Source organism: Terriglobus aquaticus (assembly GCF_025685415.1).
In the GTDB taxonomy this organism is placed as follows: Bacteria; Acidobacteriota; Terriglobia; order Terriglobales; family Acidobacteriaceae; genus Terriglobus; species Terriglobus aquaticus.
Genome location: NZ_JAGSYB010000001.1, coordinates 1,049,767 through 1,069,669 on the forward strand (window position 1 = coordinate 1,049,767; position 19,903 = coordinate 1,069,669).

General features: G+C 63.6%; 15 protein-coding genes. 3 read left to right on the plus strand and 12 right to left on the minus strand.

All coding sequences use genetic code 11. The features are described from left to right. Window positions 1–11: 11 nt before the first annotated feature. The 4 genes from OHL12_RS04450 to ileS are packed head-to-tail and all read right to left on the minus strand — an operon-like array spanning window position 12 to window position 7,850. Window positions 12–1,349 (minus strand): tetratricopeptide repeat protein, encoded by a 1,338-nt coding sequence (locus tag OHL12_RS04450; RefSeq protein ID WP_263412626.1) that lies wholly within the window; start codon window positions 1,347–1,349, stop codon window positions 12–14. Continuing rightward, entirely contained in the window at window positions 1,336–4,356 is a 3,021-nt protein-coding gene (gene uvrA, locus OHL12_RS04455; protein WP_263415072.1) for an excinuclease ABC subunit UvrA, read from the minus strand. Before uvrA ends, OHL12_RS04450 begins: the two co-directional genes overlap by 14 nt. A gap of 36 nt (window positions 4,357–4,392) precedes the next feature. Further along, window positions 4,393–4,998, minus strand: a complete 606-nt coding sequence (lspA, locus tag OHL12_RS04460) for a signal peptidase II (protein ID WP_263412627.1) — start codon at window positions 4,996–4,998, stop codon at window positions 4,393–4,395. Next, the gene (gene ileS, locus OHL12_RS04465) at window positions 4,995–7,850 is read right to left on the minus strand and encodes an isoleucine--tRNA ligase (RefSeq protein ID WP_263415073.1); all 2,856 of its coding nucleotides are present in this window, start codon (window positions 7,848–7,850) and stop codon (window positions 4,995–4,997) included. Before ileS ends, lspA begins: the two co-directional genes overlap by 4 nt. Before the next feature lie 418 nt (window positions 7,851–8,268). Between ileS and OHL12_RS04470 the strand changes: the two genes are divergently transcribed. Continuing rightward, complete coding sequence (locus OHL12_RS04470) at window positions 8,269–9,327, plus strand: energy transducer TonB (RefSeq protein ID WP_263412628.1); 1,059 nt, start codon at window positions 8,269–8,271, stop codon at window positions 9,325–9,327. 63 nt (window positions 9,328–9,390) lie between these two features. Here OHL12_RS04470 and OHL12_RS04475 read toward each other — a convergent pair whose 3' ends face one another. After that, window positions 9,391–9,984 (minus strand): class IV adenylate cyclase, encoded by a 594-nt coding sequence (locus OHL12_RS04475; protein WP_263412629.1) that lies wholly within the window; start codon window positions 9,982–9,984, stop codon window positions 9,391–9,393. Window positions 9,985–10,074: 90 nt separating this feature from the next. Between OHL12_RS04475 and OHL12_RS04480 the strand changes: the two genes are divergently transcribed. Further along, window positions 10,075–11,106 carry an L-threonylcarbamoyladenylate synthase gene (locus OHL12_RS04480; protein ID WP_263412630.1) on the plus strand — a complete coding sequence of 344 codons (1,032 nt, stop codon included), beginning with the start codon at window positions 10,075–10,077 and terminating at the stop codon, window positions 11,104–11,106. On the opposite strand, the gene OHL12_RS04485 is transcribed toward OHL12_RS04480, so the two are convergent. The 7 genes from OHL12_RS04485 to OHL12_RS04515 form a co-directional block, all read right to left on the minus strand. Continuing rightward, window positions 11,103–12,221 (minus strand): DNA polymerase III subunit, encoded by a 1,119-nt coding sequence (locus OHL12_RS04485; protein WP_263412631.1) that lies wholly within the window; start codon window positions 12,219–12,221, stop codon window positions 11,103–11,105. The two genes, OHL12_RS04480 and OHL12_RS04485, sit on opposite strands and share 4 nt — an antisense overlap. Before the next feature lie 27 nt (window positions 12,222–12,248). After that, a complete protein-coding gene (locus OHL12_RS04490) occupies window positions 12,249–13,730 on the minus strand; it encodes a cytochrome P450 (protein WP_263412632.1) in 1,482 nt (493 codons plus the stop codon). A gap of 160 nt (window positions 13,731–13,890) precedes the next feature. Then, a complete protein-coding gene (gene tmk, locus OHL12_RS04495; protein WP_263412633.1) occupies window positions 13,891–14,604 on the minus strand; it encodes a dTMP kinase in 714 nt (237 codons plus the stop codon). Then, window positions 14,594–14,944, minus strand: coding sequence for a hypothetical protein (locus OHL12_RS04500; RefSeq protein ID WP_263412634.1), 351 nt, complete (start codon window positions 14,942–14,944; stop codon window positions 14,594–14,596). Before OHL12_RS04500 ends, tmk begins: the two co-directional genes overlap by 11 nt. A gap of 70 nt (window positions 14,945–15,014) precedes the next feature. After that, a complete protein-coding gene (locus tag OHL12_RS04505) occupies window positions 15,015–15,833 on the minus strand; it encodes a response regulator (RefSeq protein WP_263412635.1) in 819 nt (272 codons plus the stop codon). A 32-nt stretch (window positions 15,834–15,865) separates the two neighbouring features. After that, complete coding sequence (lpxD, locus tag OHL12_RS04510) at window positions 15,866–16,921, minus strand: UDP-3-O-(3-hydroxymyristoyl)glucosamine N-acyltransferase (protein ID WP_263415074.1); 1,056 nt, start codon at window positions 16,919–16,921, stop codon at window positions 15,866–15,868. A 14-nt stretch (window positions 16,922–16,935) separates the two neighbouring features. Further along, entirely contained in the window at window positions 16,936–17,493 is a 558-nt protein-coding gene (locus tag OHL12_RS04515; protein ID WP_263412636.1) for a DUF6982 domain-containing protein, read from the minus strand. A 216-nt stretch (window positions 17,494–17,709) separates the two neighbouring features. Between OHL12_RS04515 and OHL12_RS04520 the strand changes: the two genes are divergently transcribed. Next, complete coding sequence (locus tag OHL12_RS04520) at window positions 17,710–19,878, plus strand: CCA tRNA nucleotidyltransferase (RefSeq protein ID WP_263412637.1); 2,169 nt, start codon at window positions 17,710–17,712, stop codon at window positions 19,876–19,878. Window positions 19,879–19,903: the final 25 nt, after the last annotated feature.

Below are 19,903 nucleotides of genomic sequence, written 5' to 3' on the forward strand. Positions count from 1 at the left end.
TTGCGGCTGGACTACTTTGCTCGGCGAAGCACCTGCAGGCGTTGCTGGGCCTGCCAAACCTCGTCGGGAAAGGACGAACCCGCAAGCTGCAGAAACTTGCGATAGTTTTCTGCGGCTTGCGCTGTGTGAAGCAACGTATCATGCGCGGTGGCTAAGAGGAAAGTCGTCGCGGCGTCCGGAGGCAGAATTTCGTCGCGAATTTGCACGGCACGCAAAACCGTCTCGGGGTGCTGGCTGGCTGAGGCCGCAAAGGCTAAGCGGCCGGCGGCGTTCGCTTTGGCAGTTGGCGTAGGGAACTGCAGGGCCAGTGCCCGCTCGAGTTCCGCTGCCGCCTCAGCGTAACGTTTCTGCCGGATCAGGCTGTCCGCATCGTCCACCAGCAGCGTCGGATTCTTCGGGTCGGTACGGAGCAGCGCGGCGAACAGTTCGTTCGCGCGATCCGGCGTGCCCGCGGCAACGTACGCGCGAGCCAACAGGAGCGTCGTCGCCTCGTTTGCCGGATCCGCAGCGTGCAACCGCTCCAGAATCGGGATCGCCTCGTCGAACTTCTTCCCGCGCAGCAGCAGGTCCGCTCGCCCGGCCAGCAGCGACGGGTTGTCCGGGTGCCCTGCCAGCCCGCGTTGCAGTGCCTGGTCTGCCTGATCGATCTTGCCTTCTCGCAGAGAAACTCGCGCGTAGGCAGCGGTTGCGTCCGGATCAGCGGGGCTTGCGGCCAGCACACGCGCATACGCCTGCTCGGCCGCGGCGTCGTCCTGCAACGCTTCGGCGATCTCTCCGCCAAGCTCGATATCGTCTCGCTGCTCACTGCTCAGGCGGATTGCCGCCAATAATTCGTCACGCGCATGTTCCGGGGCGGAGTGCAGGTCCAGCCGCGCCAAGGCACGCTCTGCCTGCGCGCGAGCAGGGCGAGACGCGGCTTCGTCGGGCAGCGCCGTAGCTTCGCGCAGCCAACGTGCCGCAGCGGCCGCGTCGCCTTGGCGGGCGAGCAACAGACCCAGAGAGACGCGAGCGCTGACCAGTGTGGGATCGGCTTTCGCTGCGGCCTCATACGCGGCTTTCGCTCCCGCGGCGTCGCCGCCGTTGTCCAACGCAAAACCCAAGTCGTACTGGGCATGGGCGTTGTTCGGCTCGCGCACAACCAGCGGCCGAAGCACCTGGATGGCACCCGACCAATCCTGCGCTTCCATCCGCTTTTCCGCGGTCGCTATTGTGCCGTTCGCACCCGAAGTGGGGTTCGCCTGCCGCGAGCTGTCGTCCGCGGACGAACTGGTGCCCGGCGGCAACTGCCACTGTGCCGCGGCGCTCAGCGGCACAGCCAGGCACAGTACACCCAAGCTACGCCGCAACATCGGTCCGCTCCGTCTGCTCCAGCGGAGGCATGCCCAGCGACGCGCGCAACCACCGGCCTGTATAGCTTTCCGGCACACGGGCAATCTCTTCCGGAGTGCCTGTCGCCACCACGCGGCCGCCGGCGGCACCGCCTTCCGGACCCATGTCGATGACCCAGTCGGCACTCTTGATCACGTCCATGTTGTGCTCAATCACCAGCAGGGAACCGCCGCCGTCGATCAGCTTGCGGAAGGCCTGCAGCAGCGTGGCCACATCCGCAAAGTGCAGTCCCGTCGTCGGCTCATCCAGGATGTAGAGAACGCGGCTGCCCACCTTCTTTGCATCCGGCTTGCCGCTGCCGATGCTGCGAATGCTGGCGAGATGAGCTGCCAGCTTCACGCGTTGCGCTTCGCCGCCGCTCAGTGTGGTTGCCGATTGCCCAAGCCGCACGTAGCCCAGGCCGACCTCGTCCAGCACCTGCAAGCGATCGACAATCTTGGGATGTCCGGCGAAGTAGTGCAACGCGTCCTTGACCGTCATGTTCAGAACATCGTGGATGTTCCGGTTCTTGTACTTCACGTCGAGGATCGCGGCTTTGTAGCGGGTTCCGCCACACTCTTCGCAGGGCAGCTCCACATCGGCCAGAAACTGCATTTCAACCGTGACCGTGCCGTCGCCTTCGCACACATCGCACCGGCCCCCGGGAACGTTGAAGCTGAAAGAGCCCGCAGTCAGACTTTTCCGCCTGGCGTCCGGTTGTGCTGCGAACAGCTCGCGGATTGCGTCGAACGCCTTCAGATACGTCACCGGATTTGAACGCGGCGTTCGTCCGATCGGCGACTGGTCCACCATGACGACCTCGCGCAGGTTCTGCGTCCCGCCCAGTTCGCGGTAAAGCTTCTCCGCATCGCTTGTCGCGCCTTCCATGCCCAGGGCGAACTGCAAGCCCCGGTACAGCACCTGGTGCACGATCGTCGACTTGCCGGACCCACTAACTCCGGTGACGCAGCACAGCATGCCGAGAGGGATGTCCAGATCGACGCCACGCAGATTGTGAATGCGCGCCCCACGTAGTTTCAGCATCTCGCGGCCCGGCTCCCGGCGCTCGCGTGGCACTGGAATCTGCACGCGGCCCGAAAGATACTTACCCGTGAGCGAGTTGGGATCGGCTTCGACTTCGGGCACCGTTCCTGCTGCCAGCAACTTGCCGCCAAGTTCGCCCGCACCCGGCCCCAGGTCGATCAGACGATCCGCGGCGGTGATCACATCCGGGTCATGCTCGACGACTAGAATCGTGTTCCCCAAGTCGCGCAAGTCATGCATGATGCGCACCAGCCGCGCCGTATCCCGCGAGTGCAGGCCGATGCTCGGCTCGTCCAAAACATACAGCGCGCCAACCAGCCGCGAACCGAGCGACGTGGCAAGCTGAATGCGCTGCGACTCACCGCCGCTCAGCGTGGACGAAAGCCGGTCGAGCGTCAGGTACTCGAGGCCCACTTGCTCCAGGAAGCTGATGCGCTGCCGCACCTCTTCCAGGATCTTGCCTGCAATCTCCGTCTGCGCCGGCGACAACGTCAGCGTATCGAAAAATTGACGAGCGCCCGTGATGGTCAAGCCGGCCGCTTCGCAGATGTTGCGGCCCTGCAGCAACACCGCGCGAGCTTCAGCACGCAGGCGCTGACCTTTGCACACCGGGCAGGGCGCGTAGCCGCGATACTTCGACAGGAACACGCGCACGTGCAGCTTGTACTTCTTCGTATCCAGGTGTGCGAAAAAGCCGCGGATGCCGGAAAAGCCGCCCTTGCCGTCCCACAACAGCTCCTGCTGCGCGGGCGTCAGATCGTACCACGGCGTCTTCAGCGGAATGCCGTTGGCTTGCGCGAAGCGCTTCATCTCGCCATGGTGTGCGCGATACTTCGGCGTACACCATGGTGCAATGGCACCCTCGTCCAGCGTCTTCGATTCGTCCGGCACGATCAGCTTTGGGTCGAAGTCGATCGTGTTGCCGAAACCCTGGCAGCGCGGGCATGCGCCGAATGGGTTGTTGAAGCTGAACAGCCGCGGCTCCGGCTCCCGATAGGCGCGATGGCACTGCACGCATTCGAACGCAGATGAAAAGCGCAGCCGCACAGGCCCGCTCTCATCGCGGGGTGCCGTCTGGAAGACGATCTCGTTGGCCTCGCGATAGCCCGTCTCGATCGCGTCCACGATGCGCGAGCGAACGTCCGCGCTCACGCTGAGCCGGTCGCCGAGCACATAGATGGGCTGCGAGAAGTCCAGCTCCAGCAGCGACTCCGGCGTAGAGAACTCGACGATGTTGCCGTTCTGAAACAGCCGGTTGTAGCCGCGCGTGCGCAGCTCGGTCAGGCGTGCCTTCAGCTTCTCGCTCACGTCCAGCACTGGCGCGGCAGCAGCCGCCTTGTCGGCCTTCTTGTTCGCAAGCTTCTTCGGCTTGGCTGCTGGTGCGGGCTGCGTTTCCGCGTCGGGCGACGCCGGCAGGAACTCCTGCATCGGCTCCAGCGTGATCGGCCGCGGCTCGATGGGGAACAGCGCATACACCCGCGTTCCTTCCTCCATTTCGAGCAGCGTCGTTGCGATCTCGTCCACCGTGTCGCGCCTGACGATTCCGCCGCAATGGATGCATGTCACCGTTCCGCAGCGCGCGAAGAGCAGCCGCATGTAGTCGTAGATTTCGGTTGCGGTTGCGACCGTGGAGCGCGGGTTGCGCGTTTGATTCTTCTGCTTGATCGCGATCGCGGGTGCGAGGCCGTCCATGAAGTCCACGTCAGGCTTTTCAATCCGCTCGAGGAACTGCCGGGCATAGGCACTCAGCGATTCCACATAGCGGCGCTGGCCTTCGGCATACACGGTGTCGAACGCCAGCGAGCTTTTCCCGCTGCCGCTCACGCCAGTGACGACGGTGAGCGCGTTATGCGGAATGTCGACGTCCACACCCTTCAGGTTGTGCGTGCGTGCGCCCCGAATGACGATGCTTGTAGGCGCAGCCGCCTTCACGTCCGCGGGCATGCTCGCTTCCAGACCGAGTTCCACAGCCGCTGCCACCTAGCGCACCACCGTTGCGTCTTCCATGTGCGTCTGCTTCTGCTTCGGCCACAGGAGTTCGATCAGAATCAGCACCGCGCCTACCGTGATACAGCTATCGGCCACGTTGAAATCGGGCCAGTGATAGTGCACGATGTGGACCTCAAGAAAGTCGATCACGTAGTGCAGCTTCATGCGGTCGTACAGGTTGCCGATCGCTCCCCCGAGAATAAGAGCAAGCCCTACCGCCGCCGGCGAGAAGACTCGGCCCATGCGCCAGAGCATCGCAAATACGATTACCGCTGCCACCAGGGAGAACACCACCAGCGACCAGCGCACCGCCTCCGGCGATGCGGACTCGGCAAACATGCTGAACGCTGCGCCAAAGTTGAGCACGTGCGTGATGCGAAAGACGTGCGGGATCACCGTGACGGCCTGACCGGTCTGCAGGTGGGCGACAACGTAAAGCTTCGTCAGGCGGTCGACGAGCACCGCGATCAGGCTCAGCAGCAGTAGCCACGGTCGTGCGTCGCGCTGGACCAGGTACGTCGCACCGGTGCGGTCGGTCTCAACATGCGTCGCGCCCGGATCCAGCAGAACGCGTTCCTGGTTGCGCTCGTCGATCATGCCGCCTCCTGCTCAACCGCGTACGGAGCAAAGCCGATCTTTTCCAGCGCATCCGCACACCGCGCGCAGACCGTCGGATACATGCCTTCGTTACCCACATCCGTCGTGTAGCGCCAGCAACGATCGCAGCGATCCCCCTCAGCCTTAGCAAACTCTGCTTCCACAGCCGTGGCTCCAAGAGCCGGGTCAATCGCCTGCAGCTCGACTTGCGAGACGCCGAACAGCTCCGGCAAATCGCGTTCGTACAGGGAGAGCAACGGCGCGATGGCAGTGTCGGGAACTCGCAGGATGAGCTTCGCCTCCAGTGCTTTGCCGATGGCCTTGGAGGCACGTGCCGCTTCCAGCACCTTCAACCCGATTTCGCGGACTGATCGCAGTTGACCAAAATCCTCCCGCAACTTCGCCGCTTCCGCTTCGGGCGCCAGATCGCTGGCAGCAGGGAACTGCGCAATGTGCACGCTCGCTTCGCGGCCTTGCGCCTGCGGCAGATAGCCCCAGACTTCATCCGCGGTAAAGCTGAGCACGGGCGCAACGAGCCGGATCAGCGCCTCCGCAATTTTCCACACCGCCGTCTGCGCGCTTAGCCGACGTGTGTCCTTGGGAGCGAGCGTGTAGAGACGATCCTTCAGCACATCGAGGTAGAACGCCGAAAGCTCTGCATTACAGAACTCGTTCAACGCATGGTAGGCACGGTGGAACTCGAATGCGTCGTACGCCGCGCGAACCTTACCCACCACCTCAGCACAGCGTGCCAGCATGTACTGATCGAGCGCCTCCATCTGCTCCCACGCAACCGCATCAGTTTGTGGTGCAAAGCCATCCAGGTTGGCGAGCAGAAAGCGGAAGGTGTTGCGCAGCTTGCGGTAGATCTCCTCGGCCAGCCGCTTCATCAGCGGAACGCTCGCGATCACATCTTCGCGGAAGTCGACAGACGCGACCCACAGCCGGACGATGTCGCCGCCCAGCTCGTTCATCACCTTGACTGGATCGACGCCGTTGCCCAGCGACTTCGAAAAAGCGCGCCGCTGCTCGTCCAGCGTCCACCCGCTGGTAGCCACGTACCTGTACGGCGCCTCGTCCCGAATGCCGACCGAGCTCAGTAGCGAGGAGTGGAACCATCCCCGGTGCTGGTCGCCACCCTCGGTGTATAGGTCGGCAGGGAAGCGCAACTCCGGCTCGGCTTCCAGCACCGCGTGCCAGCTCGCACCGCTCTCGAACCACACGTCGAGAATGTCCATCTCCTTGCGGAAGTCACCTACCGCACCGCAGCTCTTGCAAGCCGTTCCCTCGCGCAGCAACTGCTCGGCGGAATGCGTGTACCAGGCGTCGGCGCTCTCTTTCGCAAACAGCTCGACGATGCTCTTGTTCACCGCCGGATCGCGGAGCGGCTCATGGCACTTCTGGCAGAGGAACACCGCGATTGGCACGCCCCAGATGCGCTGCCGGCTGATGCACCAGTCCGGCCGGGTCGCGATCATGTTGCTGATGCGCTCTTCGCCCCATGAAGGGTCCCACTTCACCTTCTTGATCTCGTCCAGAGCACGTTGGCGGAACGTGGTGCCGTCCAGCGGCGTCTCCATGCCGATGAACCACTGCTCGGTCGCGCGATAGATCACCGGCCGGTGGCAACGCCAGCAGTGGGGGTAGCTATGGTGAATTTCCGCCTGCGCCAGAAGCGCGCCCTTGCTCTTCAAGAGCTCGATGATCGGCTGGTTGGCCTTGTGCACGTTCAGGTTGTCGTACTCAGGCAGGCCGTTGCGCAGACGGCCGGCCTCGTCCACGTCGCACACCTGGCTCAGCGCGTACTTCTTGCCGGTCGCGAAGTCATCGGGGCCGTGTGCCGGTGCCGTGTGAACGCCGCCCGTACCGGCGTCGGTGGTTACGTACTCGGCCATCACGCCAAGTACTTCGCGTTCCAGGAAGGGATGCTGGAAGCGATGCCGCTCGAGCGCCGATCCCTTGAAGCGCGCGATCTCCACCGCGTCCTCCAGATGGCAAGCCGTTCGCACGCTCTCCACCAGCCCAAGTGCCACGATGTACACCGCACCGTCGGAGTTCTTCAGCGCGACGTAGTCGAACTCTGGGTGGAAAGCGATGGCCAGTGAGGCCGGCAGCGTCCAGGGCGTGGTCGTCCAGATCAGGCCGTACACCTGCTCGCCTGCAAGCTCCGGCGCAATCGTGCCGGCATCGCTCTGCAGGGCGTACCGCACGTACACGCTGGGCGACGTGTGCATTTCGTACTCGACCTCGGCCTCGGCCAGCGCGGTCTTGTCGTGCATGCACCAGTACACCGGTCGCAGCCCCTTGTAGACGAAATCCTTCTCGAAGAAGGCATAGAACGTCTCCAGGATGCGCGCCTCGTATTCGTGGCTCATCGTCAGATAAGGATCGTTCCAACGTCCCAGCACGCCCATGCGGACGAACTGCGAGCGCTGCAGGTCCACGTACTTCTGCGCGTACTCGCGGCATTCGCGGCGGACGGTGACCGCGTCCATCTCCAGCTTCTTGCGGCCAAGCTGCTCGTCCACCTTGATCTCGATCGGCAGGCCATGGCAGTCCCAGCCGGGAACATAGGGAGCGTCAAATCCGGCCATCGTCTTGGACTTCACGACGAAGTCCTTGATGCACTTGTTCAGCGCGTGGCCCAGGTGAATCGCCCCGTTCGCATACGGCGGACCGTCGTGCAGGATGTACTTCAGCGCACCCTCGCGTGCTTGCCGGATCTGGCCGTACAAGTCGGCGCTTTCCCACTGGGCGAGCCGTCCCGGCTCGTTCACGGGCAGGCTGGCCTTCATCGGAAAGGCGGTTTTCGGCAGATTCAGGGTGTCCTTCAGCGCTTTCGCCTGGGACATGTCAGCCCCGGTCACGCCGGCGGCGCTTTCCAGCTTGGTTTCGTTCTCTTGCATGGTTCGGTTGCGGCTCCACAGGGTCAGGGCAGCGGTGGGGCGCGCCCAACTTCCTATTGTATGCGGCTGCCGCTTCCGTCCGGTGGAAGGGAAGAGGGCTGCGGAGTCGGTGGATTGTGACCAACTCGTGAGTCATTGCGTCCAATACAGTACGGTACGTTGCGTCTGCCGGAACCACGATCGCAACCCCGGGAAGATTTTGCTCGCACGATGTCACTAGAATGTCGGCAGAGGTCGCCGCGCATTCGGACCGCCTTTTTCTAGACTCCGCACACGGAGCAGGGCATGTGATCACACTGCCCACATCGGATTTAGCTCGGCGCACCGCCGGACTGGAACATCGGAGCACACCGGAACTGAGGCAATGGCGAATACTCTCATCACACCTCCTGAACTCGACGACAACCGCCTGGAAGACTCGGCCCGCAAGCGGCGCGCATCTGGACTCGTCTATGGCTCCGACGCCGGCTCCGCTTTTCGCGCCAACGACGTCCCGGACCTGGGCCAGCCCAAAGAGCTGGAAGCTTCCGCAAATCCCTTCCAATCGCTCATTCAGAACTTTCGCGACGCGTTCTTCCCGGAGAAGCTGCCGCCGCTCGAGCTGGAATCGAAGCCCATCGCGGTCAAGGACCCCATGGCGGTCCAGCGCGATCCCATGTCGACCGCCATTGCAGTCGGCGTTCACGCGCTCGCCTTCCTTCTGATCATCTGGCTCAGCGCTAAGGCGATCAAGAAGATTGTCGCTCCGCCCAAGGCGCCCGACAAGGTGATCAGCTTCAACGACGTCACGCCTCCGCCGCCAGTGCTGCCACATGCCGTCAAGCAGAGCTCTGGCGGCGGTGGCGGCCAGCACGACATTGCGCCTGCTTCCAAGGGTGCACCACCGAAGTTCTCCTTGCAGCCGCAGATTGTTCCGCCGTCCGCACCGCCAAAGATCCAGCCCAAGCTGGCGGTGGAGCCGACCATCGTCGCCGACCCACGCAACCAGATGAAGAGCAACCTGCCCAACATCGGCATGGTCAACGGTCTTGCCGGGCCGAACGTCTCCATGGGTACGGGTAACGGTTCGGGCATCGGCAGTGGCAATGGCGCTGGTTACGGCAGCGGCAACGGCTACAACATCGGTGGCGGTCTGCCACGCGCCGGTCAGAATGGTGTTTCCATTCCGCAGGTGATCTACCAGGTGGATGCCGACTTCTCTGAGGAGGCCCGCAAGGCCAAGTTCCAGGGCGAGGTCATCGTTTCGCTGGTGGTCGATGCCAATGGCCATCCGCAGAACGTGCGCGTGCCGCGCCCCATCGGCATGGGTCTGGATGAGAAGGCGGTCGAAGCCGTTCGCCAGTACCGCTTCAAGCCTGCGACCAAGAACGGCCAGCCCATCGCCGTTCTGATGAACGTCGCGGTTAACTTCCAGATTTTCTAAGCACAGGCAGGAAAAGTGAAGAGGCCCGCCTTGGCGGGCCTCTTCGGTTCTATGTGGTCGACACTAGGCCGGCGTCGCTTCTCTTGCTGCTTCAATCTCTTCGAACGTCATGTTTTCTGCGGAACTGTGAGTCCGTTCTTTCCAGTCAAGGAACATGCGTCCGTAGCTGTCGGTAAAGCACCACTCGCGCGCCACGTGCAAGCGCTCCAGCGCGGCGTCGATCCATTCGCGTTCGCCTTCCAGCTCCGCAAAAGTTCCGATCGGTGTCTCGTCAACAACAAGCGCACCAACGCCGTCCGTCAGCTCGGTACGAAATTTCTCATAGCGGAACATGGGCGAGAAACCAAGCTCTACGAAGACCGCGCCCATCGCCTCGCCGTCTTCCACGGCTGTCTCGGTTTCCAGCCGCTCCTTCACAAATGCCGTGTCATCGTTGCCGGCCGGCGGACGTTTGTGCGTCACCACCCATTTGTCTCCGTACTTCCGCATCCGCAGGATTTTGCGCTCGCGCAGCAGGTCGCGTCCGGGCGTGTCGAACAGGGCATTGCGTTCCAGGGTCCGCGGTGTCTCCACATGGAAGCCCACCTCAGCCGCTCGCTGCAACAACCGATCCACATGCGGCACACAGAACTTCAGCTCCACCTCGGCCTTCGCCATGTCTCATTGTAGGCACGTCTGCTGCTCAGCAGCCGCTTCCGCGATGCAATCGGGAAGTTCTATTTCGGTACGCCCCTTACACTCAAGCTGATGCTGTCCGATGTGACACTGAGGCTCGACTGTTCCGCGCAGTCCATTGCGATCGCCGCGACCCTCCTGCGAAATGGCGGCCTTGTGGCCATGCCAACCGAGACGGTGTATGGACTTGCCGCAAATGCCCTGGACGCCTCCGCAGTCGGGTCGATCTTCGCCGCGAAAGGCCGCCCTCACTGGGACCCCTTGATCGTCCACATCGCCAGCACGGCGATGCTCAATAAGGTGGCGGCAGAGATCTCCGCGACCGCCCAACTCCTGGCAGATGCGTTCTGGCCCGGCCCGTTGACCATGTTGCTGCCCCGTGCTGAAGGGATCGGCGACAGCGTGACCGCAGGGCGTGCCCTGGTCGGCGTTCGCTGGCCGCAGCACCCTGTGGCGCAGACGCTGATACTCGCCGCGGAACTGCCCCTGGCCGCCCCTTCCGCCAATCGATTCGGTCACATAAGCCCTTCGACAGCGGCCCATGTTCTTCACGATCTCGACGGCCGCATCGACGCCGTTCTGGACGGCGGCCCAACCGGCATCGGCGTGGAGTCGACGGTGCTCGATCCGAACACAACCCCCATCACGATCTATCGGCAGGGTGCAGTCTCCGCCGCAGACGTAGAGCGGGTCACCGGCGTACCCGTGCAGCTCTTTCAGCCTGAACCGAACCGGAGTCCGCAAAGTCTTCCGTCGCCCGGAGTCGGCATCCGGCACTACGCTCCCCGCACGCCGTTGCGCCTGGTTGAGTCCAGGTCGGAACTGCTGGAAGAAATCGCCGCAGCCTCTCAGCCGGTCGCCGTACTGCGACCGCAAGATTGGGCGATCCCGACGGATCCGCCACAGGTCTCTTGGGGCGCGTGGGACGACACCGCGCAACTAGCTCACGGGCTGTACGCCGCACTGCGCGAGCTGGACCGGATAGGAAGCTCTTTGATTCTGGCTCCGCTGCCTGACGCACGCGCCGGGGATGATCTGCGTTCCGCAGTGCGCGATCGCCTGCTGAAAGCCGCGATGCCCGCCGAAGACGACCGGCAGAGCTAGCGGCTTCCGGCGAGACTCTCCGCAAACGAGTCCAGCGCCAGCGACCGCAGCAGATTGCGACGCATGCCGGTATACACTCCGTCCAGCCCGCGCACCGCGTTTTCGATCCAGCGGAAATCCACTGCCTGCGCCAGACGCTCCAGTTCGCGTATCAGGTCCACGTTCTGCACGCGCTCGCCCACGCCCGACTGCAGCAGAAGGATGTCTTCCAGCAGCCCAGCTAGAGCCTGCAGCATAGCCGTGGTTTTCGCCTGCCCCTCAGCCCCCGCGCGGTACGTTTCGGTCATCTTAAACAGGGCCGTGTGGTCGCCGGCATCGGTCGCGCTTCGCAGCAGCACCATCGCATCTGCCCGGGCCGCCATGTACGCCTCCACGTCAAAGCCAAGTGCCCGCCCGGCCGCACCCTGGGCCAGCCGCGCTACCAGCGCGCGCTGTTGCGGTTTCCATTCGGGGCGCCGTTCCGCGAGCAGGTGCTCCAGTTCCTCGGCAGGCAGCGCTCCCAGCCTCGTGACCGCGCAGCGCGATCGGATCGTGGGCAGCAACTCACCCACGTGCTCCGCAAGCAGGACGATGTGGGCATGGGCCGGTGGCTCTTCCAAGACCTTGAGCAGGCTGTTCGCGGCTTCCTTCATGAACGTGGCCGCGGTGAAGATAGCGACACTTCGCGGTGCCTCCACCGGTGCGCGATAAATGCTGCCGATGAGCGTTCGTACCTGTCCCAGTTTGATCAGCAGTTGCGGCGGATCAGGCGGGATCACGAGCACCGATGGGTGTGTTTGCACCAGGATGCGGGTGTCCTTCTTGTCGGCGTCGCGCATCTCCTCGCGCGCGGCCAGGGCATCCGCAACCCGCGTTTTCAGGTCGGCCGACTCCGCAATCCGCGTGCAGTTGCGGCACACACCGCAGAAGTCCGCTAGATCACCACCGCTCGACCCAACGCGCGGCTGCCGCTCACACAGCAGCGCCATCGTGACCATCAGCGCCAGTGTGTACTTTCCGCTGCCTCGCGGCCCCGCCAGGATCAGCGAATGCGGCAGACGCCCGGCGGCAATCGCGCGCCGCAAACCTTCCACCTGCACGGCGTTGCCAAGGAACCGATCGAAGCCAACAATCACCCTGTCAGGATAGCGCCGCGCCGAAGTCTAGCGCTCTCGCAGCCTGACACGGATGGGATAGCGAGGCCGGAGCGTGATCTTCTCCTCCACGTCGACCGTCTGCCCGGGAATCAGTTCCATCCGCCATCTCTGCGCGACAGTGGCCAGCACCAGCACCATCTCCATCCACGCAAAGCCCTCGCCGATGCACTGGCGGCTGCCACCGCCGAATGGAAAATAGGCGAACTTGTCGCGCTTCGCCTTTTCCTCTTCGGTGTGACGCAGCGGCTCGAACCGCAGCGGATCGGGGTACAGCTCCGGGCTACGCTGCAGCACGTACTGCGACAGATACCAGTGCGTTCCCGGCGGCAGGCGGTACCCGCCAATTTCGATTGGCTCCGTGTTCATGCGACCCATCGCCCACGCAGGCGGGTACAGCCGCATGCCCTCCGCCAGCACCATGGTCGTGTACCGCAGGCGGGTGTAGTCGTTCAGCGTGGGCAAGCGAGCCTCGGCGCCTTCGCCCAGCACCTCGCGCAGTTCGGCGTGCATCCTGCGGTCCGCTTCCGGATTCAGCGTCAACAGGTACATAGTCCAGGTCAACGCGTTCGCCGTGGTCTCGTAGCCCGCGAGAAAGATCGTGATGACCTCGTCGCGCAACTGCGCATCGCTCAGCTCGGAACCGTCCTCATCCCGCGCCAGCAGCAGAAGTGCCAACAGGTCGGTTCGCTCGGACAGCTTCGCCTCGCCCAGCGCTCGCGTATCTGCAATGATGCGGTTGATCACGCGGTCCAGCCGGGCACGTGCCTTGCGAAACCGCGTCACACCCGGAATGGGCCAGTGCAGCACGGCCTCCAGGTTGGGAAAGGCGATCAGGTAGTTGTAGATAGCCATGATCGCGTTGGTCTCATCGTTGATGGCTCGAACGTCCGCGTCCACCTCCGTTGCAAACAGCGTACGCGCTACGATCTCCAGCGACAGACTCATCATGGTCGCCGCAATGTCGATCTCCTGACCCTCGTGCCACCGGTCCCGCGCGGCTCGCGCACTCTCGACCATGGTTTCGGCGTAGGCCGCGATGCGCTGCCGATGGAAGGCAGGCGCAGCAATACGGCGCGACCGCTTGTGCGTTGGATCGTCGCTGGTCAGCAGGCCCTCGCCCAGCAGGATTTTCAGCCGCTTGATCGTGCGTTCCCGAACAAAACTGCCCGCCTGGTTGATCAGCACCTCGCGCACAAACGACGGATCATTCAGGTACACGACATGGATGTTGAAAAGCCGATAATGCGAGATCGGGCCCAGGTTGCGCGCCATGTATTCGAACAGGCGCAACGGCCGTCCAAGACGCGCCCAGGGTTTGTGCAGATAAAAGGGAAGCGCCCGCTTCAGGCCAGGAGGAATACGCCAGGTCTCACCCTTGCCGTCCGTGTACTCGTGCGCAGGCCGAAGTGTGAACGCGGCATCGGGCGCTTCGGCTTGCCAGGATGTGTTCCGGTCGGTGTCTGCGTTCGGCTCTGGTGCGATTCCCATGCACCCATTAGAACTGCCGGCCGCGCTTCGCGCGCGCGCCGCGCCAGCTCGGTTCAGTGCGGATGCGGGGTTTGCCGAAGCATTTTCAAGCCGCGAACATCGATGACACCTGCAAGCGAAATGGCCTTGTCACCGTGAGCCGTAAGACCTAGCGGCACTCTTAGCCTGCAGTGCCGGTTGACTCTGGCAGCAAGTGCGCCAGCCTGCTGCGGATAGCCGCGGCAATCTCCTCGATGCCGCCGTCGCGGAAGATCAACACCCGCTCTGGCTCACGATCTGCGATTGCTTCATACGCTGCATGCACCCGGCGAAAGAAGGCCTCGCCCTCCGCCTCGAACCGGTTCTCGTCCGCACCGCCGTGCTTCTGCTGAAACGCAGCGTTCCGCTGCTGTGCCCGCGCCAGTGACACTTCGACATCCGGCAGCAGGAGCACCGTAGCATCCGGCTGGAATCCGTTGCAGATGGCACGGTGAACCGCGAGGACCCGGTCTGACCCAAGCTGCCGGCCGCCACCTTGGTACGCCTCGCTCGAGTCGGTATACCGGTCACAAAGCACCACCCGGCCGGCCTCCAACGCTGGTTGGATCACCTCTGCAATCTGTTGAGCGCGGTCCGCGAACATCAGCGCGAGCTCCGCCAAGGGAGCGATCGGCCCTAGGACTGCTTCGCTGCGGCTGTCCAGCAAAATGGCCCGGATGCGTTCACCCAGCGCGGTCGATCCGGGCTGGCGCAGCACTACGGGATCCAGGCCGCGGCTGCGCAGCCACTCCGCAAGCAGCCGCAACTGCGTGGTCTTTCCCGATCCGTCCGGGCCTTCAAAGGTAAGAAAGAGTCCTCGACGCGAAGTCGGAGCGGCACCCACTTCAGTGCCCATGCACGTTGACCTGGAACTCGGCGCGGTCCTGTGCGGGAAAGCGGATGGAAAGGCTACCTTCGTCACCCTCGTTCAGCGCGGGCCCTGTCTGCAGATGCTCCTGCATCTTCGCATCGGTGAAGTCCAGCTTGATCGGCCCGGAGCCAATCACCTTGAAGCGGTAGCGGAAGGTTTGGCCGTCGGCAAGATCCTGCGTTCCGAAGCTGGCCGACGGGTACGCCACCTGCACCGTGTGAAGCGGTGATCCACTTGCGTTGGTCACGCTGGCCTCGACGTATCGGGAACGGCAACCGGCCAGTGCAAGCGATCCACACAGCACGGCGACAAACAGGAAGCGCATAGCCAAACTTTAGCAGTGCAGCGATGCCAAGCCCGAACGTGCGATGCCTAGCGGCTCTGCCGCGGTTCGCTCAATCCAGGCTACGGGCGCTCAGCACCACGCCGTTACTGCCGTCGTGCAGCATGATCGGGAAGGCGAGCACGCTCCAGGTGGCTGTCTGCTCTTCGGCCTTGGGCTCCTTCAGCAGTCCCCGCCGCGTGCGGTCGATGTACGTTTCGCGGGACGTCGCGACCTTTTCGAGAACGTCGCGCCAATCACGCAGCCGTTCTCCTAACTCTGTAAACAGGTTGCGCCCGGAGAACCAGTCGCGCGGCTGTCCCAGGTATTGCGCGGCCGCCTCGTTGACATAAACCCAGGTCCCATCCGCTTCCAGAATCTGCACCAGCACATCCACCCCAATGGCCCGAGCGATGCGCGAGTAATAGAAGTCTCGCGCGTCCACGACCACGGGTGCTCCGCGCCGCTTGGCTTCCAGGGCTCGCAGGGCGCTCAAAAGATCCTCGACTGAGGAATACCCCTTCAGCAGGTGCATGTCTTCTACACCGCCGAAACGGCGCTCCAGCGTTGCCGACAAGATGATGATGGGAACCGAGGGCCTGCGATGCCTCAGCTCCGTCGCGACCTCCGTGCCGAACTTGCCCTGTCCCAGGTGGTAGTCCAGCACCGCCACATCGATCGAATCGATCAGTTCGTTGGCCTCTTCGACGGAGCTGGCAGGGAAACACTCGTAGCCGTTTTGCCGCAGGATCGCCGCTCTCAGCAACAACGTCGCCGGATCGTCATCCAGCAACAGCACCCGGACGTGCGCCGGCGAAGGCATGGAGATCACATTCGGACCTGCCGTTGAACCTGCCAACTCTGCGCCGTCCTTCTGATCCTCTCCACTCATCACGGCGTTGGATGCACCGCAACGGCTCCGCGTCATCCATTGGTGTCGTTGCTATCGGTTCCGTTCCGGGCTTCGCTCACATTTCGGTCAGATCGCGATCGAAGCGCGCGCACTTCGCGAATCAACTCCGGCAACCGGGCAAAGCCCGCCGCTGCTCGAAGCCACTGCCGGTTGTCCATTGCAGGGTAGCCAGAGACCACGGACCGCGGGGCCACGTCACTTGGAATGCCTGTCTGCGCGGTGGCTACGGCATCGTCGCCCACCTTCAAATGCCCGGCCACACCCACCTGACCCGCAAGGATCACGCGGTCGCCGATCTCGGTCGATCCGGCGAGCCCAACCTGCGCACATAGAAGCGTGTCCTGCCCGACAAGCGAGCCGTGTCCCACCTGGACCAGGTTGTCTACCTTGCTGCCGCGGCTAATGCGTGTCTCGCCGATGCTGGCACGGTCGATGCAACTATTGCTCTGCACCTCCACGCCGTCCTCCAGCACGGTCACGCCGGACTGCACGATTTTGCGCCACCGGGTCCCGTCCTTGGCGTAGCCGAAACCGTCCCCGCCGATCACGGCTCCATTTTGGAGCGTCACGTCATCGCCGATCTGACAGAACTCGCGGACAACCGCATGCGCATGAGCGAAGAATCGGTCGCCGATCCGGGCCCCCTGATAGATCACGACGTGCGGCAGAACGACTGCGCCCGAACCCAGCACCACGTCTGGACCGATAACCGCGTACGCGCCGATGTGAGCGCCATCCTTGATGATGGCCGAAGGATCGACTACCGCGGTCGGGTGAACGCCAGGAGCGTAGGCCGGGGCAGCATAGAAGAAGTCGAGCACTCGCGCGAACGCCAGGTAGGGGTTGCGAATCCGCAGCGTCGCTACCGCATCAACGGCAGGGAAGTCGGGCTCGACCAGCACCGCGGCCGCTCGGGTGGACCGCACCTGCGCCGCATACTTTGGGTTAGCAACAAAGGTGACCTGGTCTGGCCCCGCGCTTTCGATGCCGGCCACACCGCGCACCGGAACTTCCGCGTCGCCTTGAAGTTCTGCTCCAATCCGTTGAGCGATTTCGCCAAGGGTCAGCGTAAGCGGCGGCATTATCGGACCTCCGTTGCGACCGCATCCGGGAACAGGTCGGCCTGAGGCACCGGTTCATCGGCCTTAGCCGAGATCTGCTCCAGTTGTTTGCGGCGGGTAGGTGTGGTGACTACGGCGACCACCTGCAGCGCAGACAGCGCCGAGCGGGGAACATAGACCCGCTGCGAGTTGCCGCGAACGTCGGGCGGCACCAGTTGGATACCCAGGTCGTCCGCCAGCCCTGCTGCCAGAGACAGGTCAAGCGCGGCAAGGCCTTCCAGGTCGTCGCCGTCACGAAAAGCGAGTCTGACCCAGAGCCCCTCTGTCCTGGGCCGTGCCAGGAACTGCTTGCGCGGCAGCCTCTCCGGGTTCGCCTCGTCGGTCAGGTTGAATTCCCGAACGAAGTGAACGATCTTCACGTCGTGCAGCGGCACGTCTTGCACCCGGCCGGCAAGGTCCAGCAGTTGCAGCACCGGACTGTCCGCTTTGCGCGAAACGAAACCGGTTGCGGGCAGATATCCCCGCAGCAGGCCGGGAGAGAAGCGCCGGACGATCACCTTCTTCTGTCCGCTTCCCAAATCCGCTCCTTGCTTGAGGGGCCAACATCTCTGGCAACGCCCTTGCCTCACCGCACATCCGTGTGTGCAACAAACCGCGTGACTTCGACGAAAGCGCTATGGTACGCTAGGGCGTTACAGGGTTCCCGCCAGGTGCGACTAAATAGAGCAGATTGTGCGTCTTAGGCGAGGTTTGTATACCGGCTCAGGCCGGTCTCCGGAGTTCAAGAACGCCCCATGGCCGATTATATCTACCTCCTGGAAAATCGCCTTTCCGCCGCCCAGCAGCGCGCCATCCGCATCGTCAGAGATCTGGCCCGCACGGAGGAGATGACAGTCTTTCTGACCGGCGGTGCCGTCCGCGACCTAACGGCGGGCAGCGCCGTTCGCGACCTGGACCTGACCGTTGTCGGCGATGCGACCAAGCTCCGGGCCGGGGTTGAGGCCTCAGGCGCCATCTTCACCGGGGACAACGCCCGCGCGCAGGTACTGTACTTCCTGTTTCCGGGCGGCGTCCGCGTGGAGGTCAGCACCGCTGTCTCTATCGAGTTCCCGAAACCCGGCAAGCCGGTCTACACTCCCACCGGGATCATCGAAGACCTTCGCCGGCGCGACTTCACCGCCAATGCCATGGCGTTGTCTTTGAACGAGGGCTCCTACGGTCTTCTCATGGATCCGTTGAACGGCGTCGCCGACATCGAGAACCGCGAGCTTCGCCTGATCAGCAATTACGGCTTCCTGGAAGATCCGATCCGCATGGTGCGCGGCATCCGCCTGAGCGCACGGCTCGGTTGGCAGATGGAGGAGCGTACCCGCCAACGTTACGAAAGTGCCAAGGCGGAAGATCTGTTCGGCTCAGTCGCGCCGGAAAGCATCGGCTACGAACTGGAAGAAATCTTCTACGAAGAAGATCCGGTGCGCGTGATGCGTGCTCTGGATGCGGAGGGCTGGCTCAAGCTGCTCTCTCCCCAGCTCGCCTCGGCCAAGCCGAACGAAGCCGCGCTCACGGACCTGCGCGAGAAGCAGGGTCAGTTGCTCACGCAGGGCGTGCTGGCGGATGCCTCCGCCCTGGCGCTGCCTCTTCTGCTTGGGAAGCTCTCCGCGGCCGATCAGGCTGCGGTGAAAAAATCGTTCGCGCGACCGGGGTTCGCCACACAGGTCGATACCTTGGAGAGCCGCACCCGCGACCTGCAGACCCGCTTCTCCGGTAAGGAAGCAGCCACCCCGTCCGCAGCGTGGCGCATGCTTCACGAAGCCGAACCCGAACTCGTCCTTTCCATGCTGCTCAATGGCAAGGGCGTGGTCCAGCAGCGGCTCAAGACCTTCCTGAACGACTCTCCAACCGCCCGGCAGCGCATTCCATACGCCACCCTGCAGGAGATGCGCATCACGCCCGATCTGCCGGAGTACAAGGAGTTGCTCGACAAGCTCTTCTTCGAGCTGATGGACGGAAAGCTGTCCACGCCCGAGGAGCTGAAGGCGTACCTGGAACCGTATTCGCCGCCAGCCCCACCGCCGCCGGTAAACCTGCGGCGTGCGCGCGCCAAGAAAGAAGCTCGTCCGAGCCGGGCCAAGGGCAAGAAGGCCGCGGCTGCAGAGGCCGAGGCAACACTTGAGACGGTCGCCGAGCAAGAGGAAGCATTGGGCGTGGCGGAAGGCCTGATGGAGCCCGGAACGCTCACCGGTCCGGATCGCGGACCCGAGCCGACACCGGAGACTCCTCTGGAGGGCAAAGTGGCACCGCTCGCTCCGAGAGAGGAGGAGCCGACGGCGCAGAAGCCTGCCAAACCCGCGAAGGCTCCGAAAGTCCTGCCCGAAGCGGACACCGAAGCTGCAAGGAAGCTCACCGCGCAACCAGCGCCTGTGGCGACACGTCAGGGTAAGGCGGCGACCACACCGCACCCGGAGGCATCCCGCGACGTTGCGGCAAAACGGCCAGTGGTGATTCCACAAGCCTCTGCGAAACAGGCTGCACCCAAGCAAGCGGACCGTGGCAACTCGGCCAAAGCAGTAGCACCCTCGCGGAACGCTGCCAAGGTGGCACCGCCCGCAAAGAAGTCAAGCCCGGCCAAGTCCGTCCCTCAGCCGAAGAAAGGGAGTGGCGGTTCGGCAAAACCGAGTTCAAAGGCAGCAGTTTCTTCCGCAAAGGGCACGAAGGCTCCGGCCAAAGCAGCCAAGGCGGTCAAGACCGCGCCTCCGAAAAAGGGTGCTGCGGCTCCTTCCGCATCTTCGAAGCAGAAGCCTGCAGTCAAAGCCGTGAAGGCGAAGAGCATCAAGCCGAACTCGGCGACTCCCGCCAAGAAGGCTCCTGCGAAAGCGCCGGTGAAGAGCGTACCCGCTAGGCCAGCGAAGAAGGCGGCTAGCAAAGCCGCTAAATCGGCTCCGAAGAAGTCTGGACGGCGCTAGCGGACCGGGCACCGTGCCGCTTCCC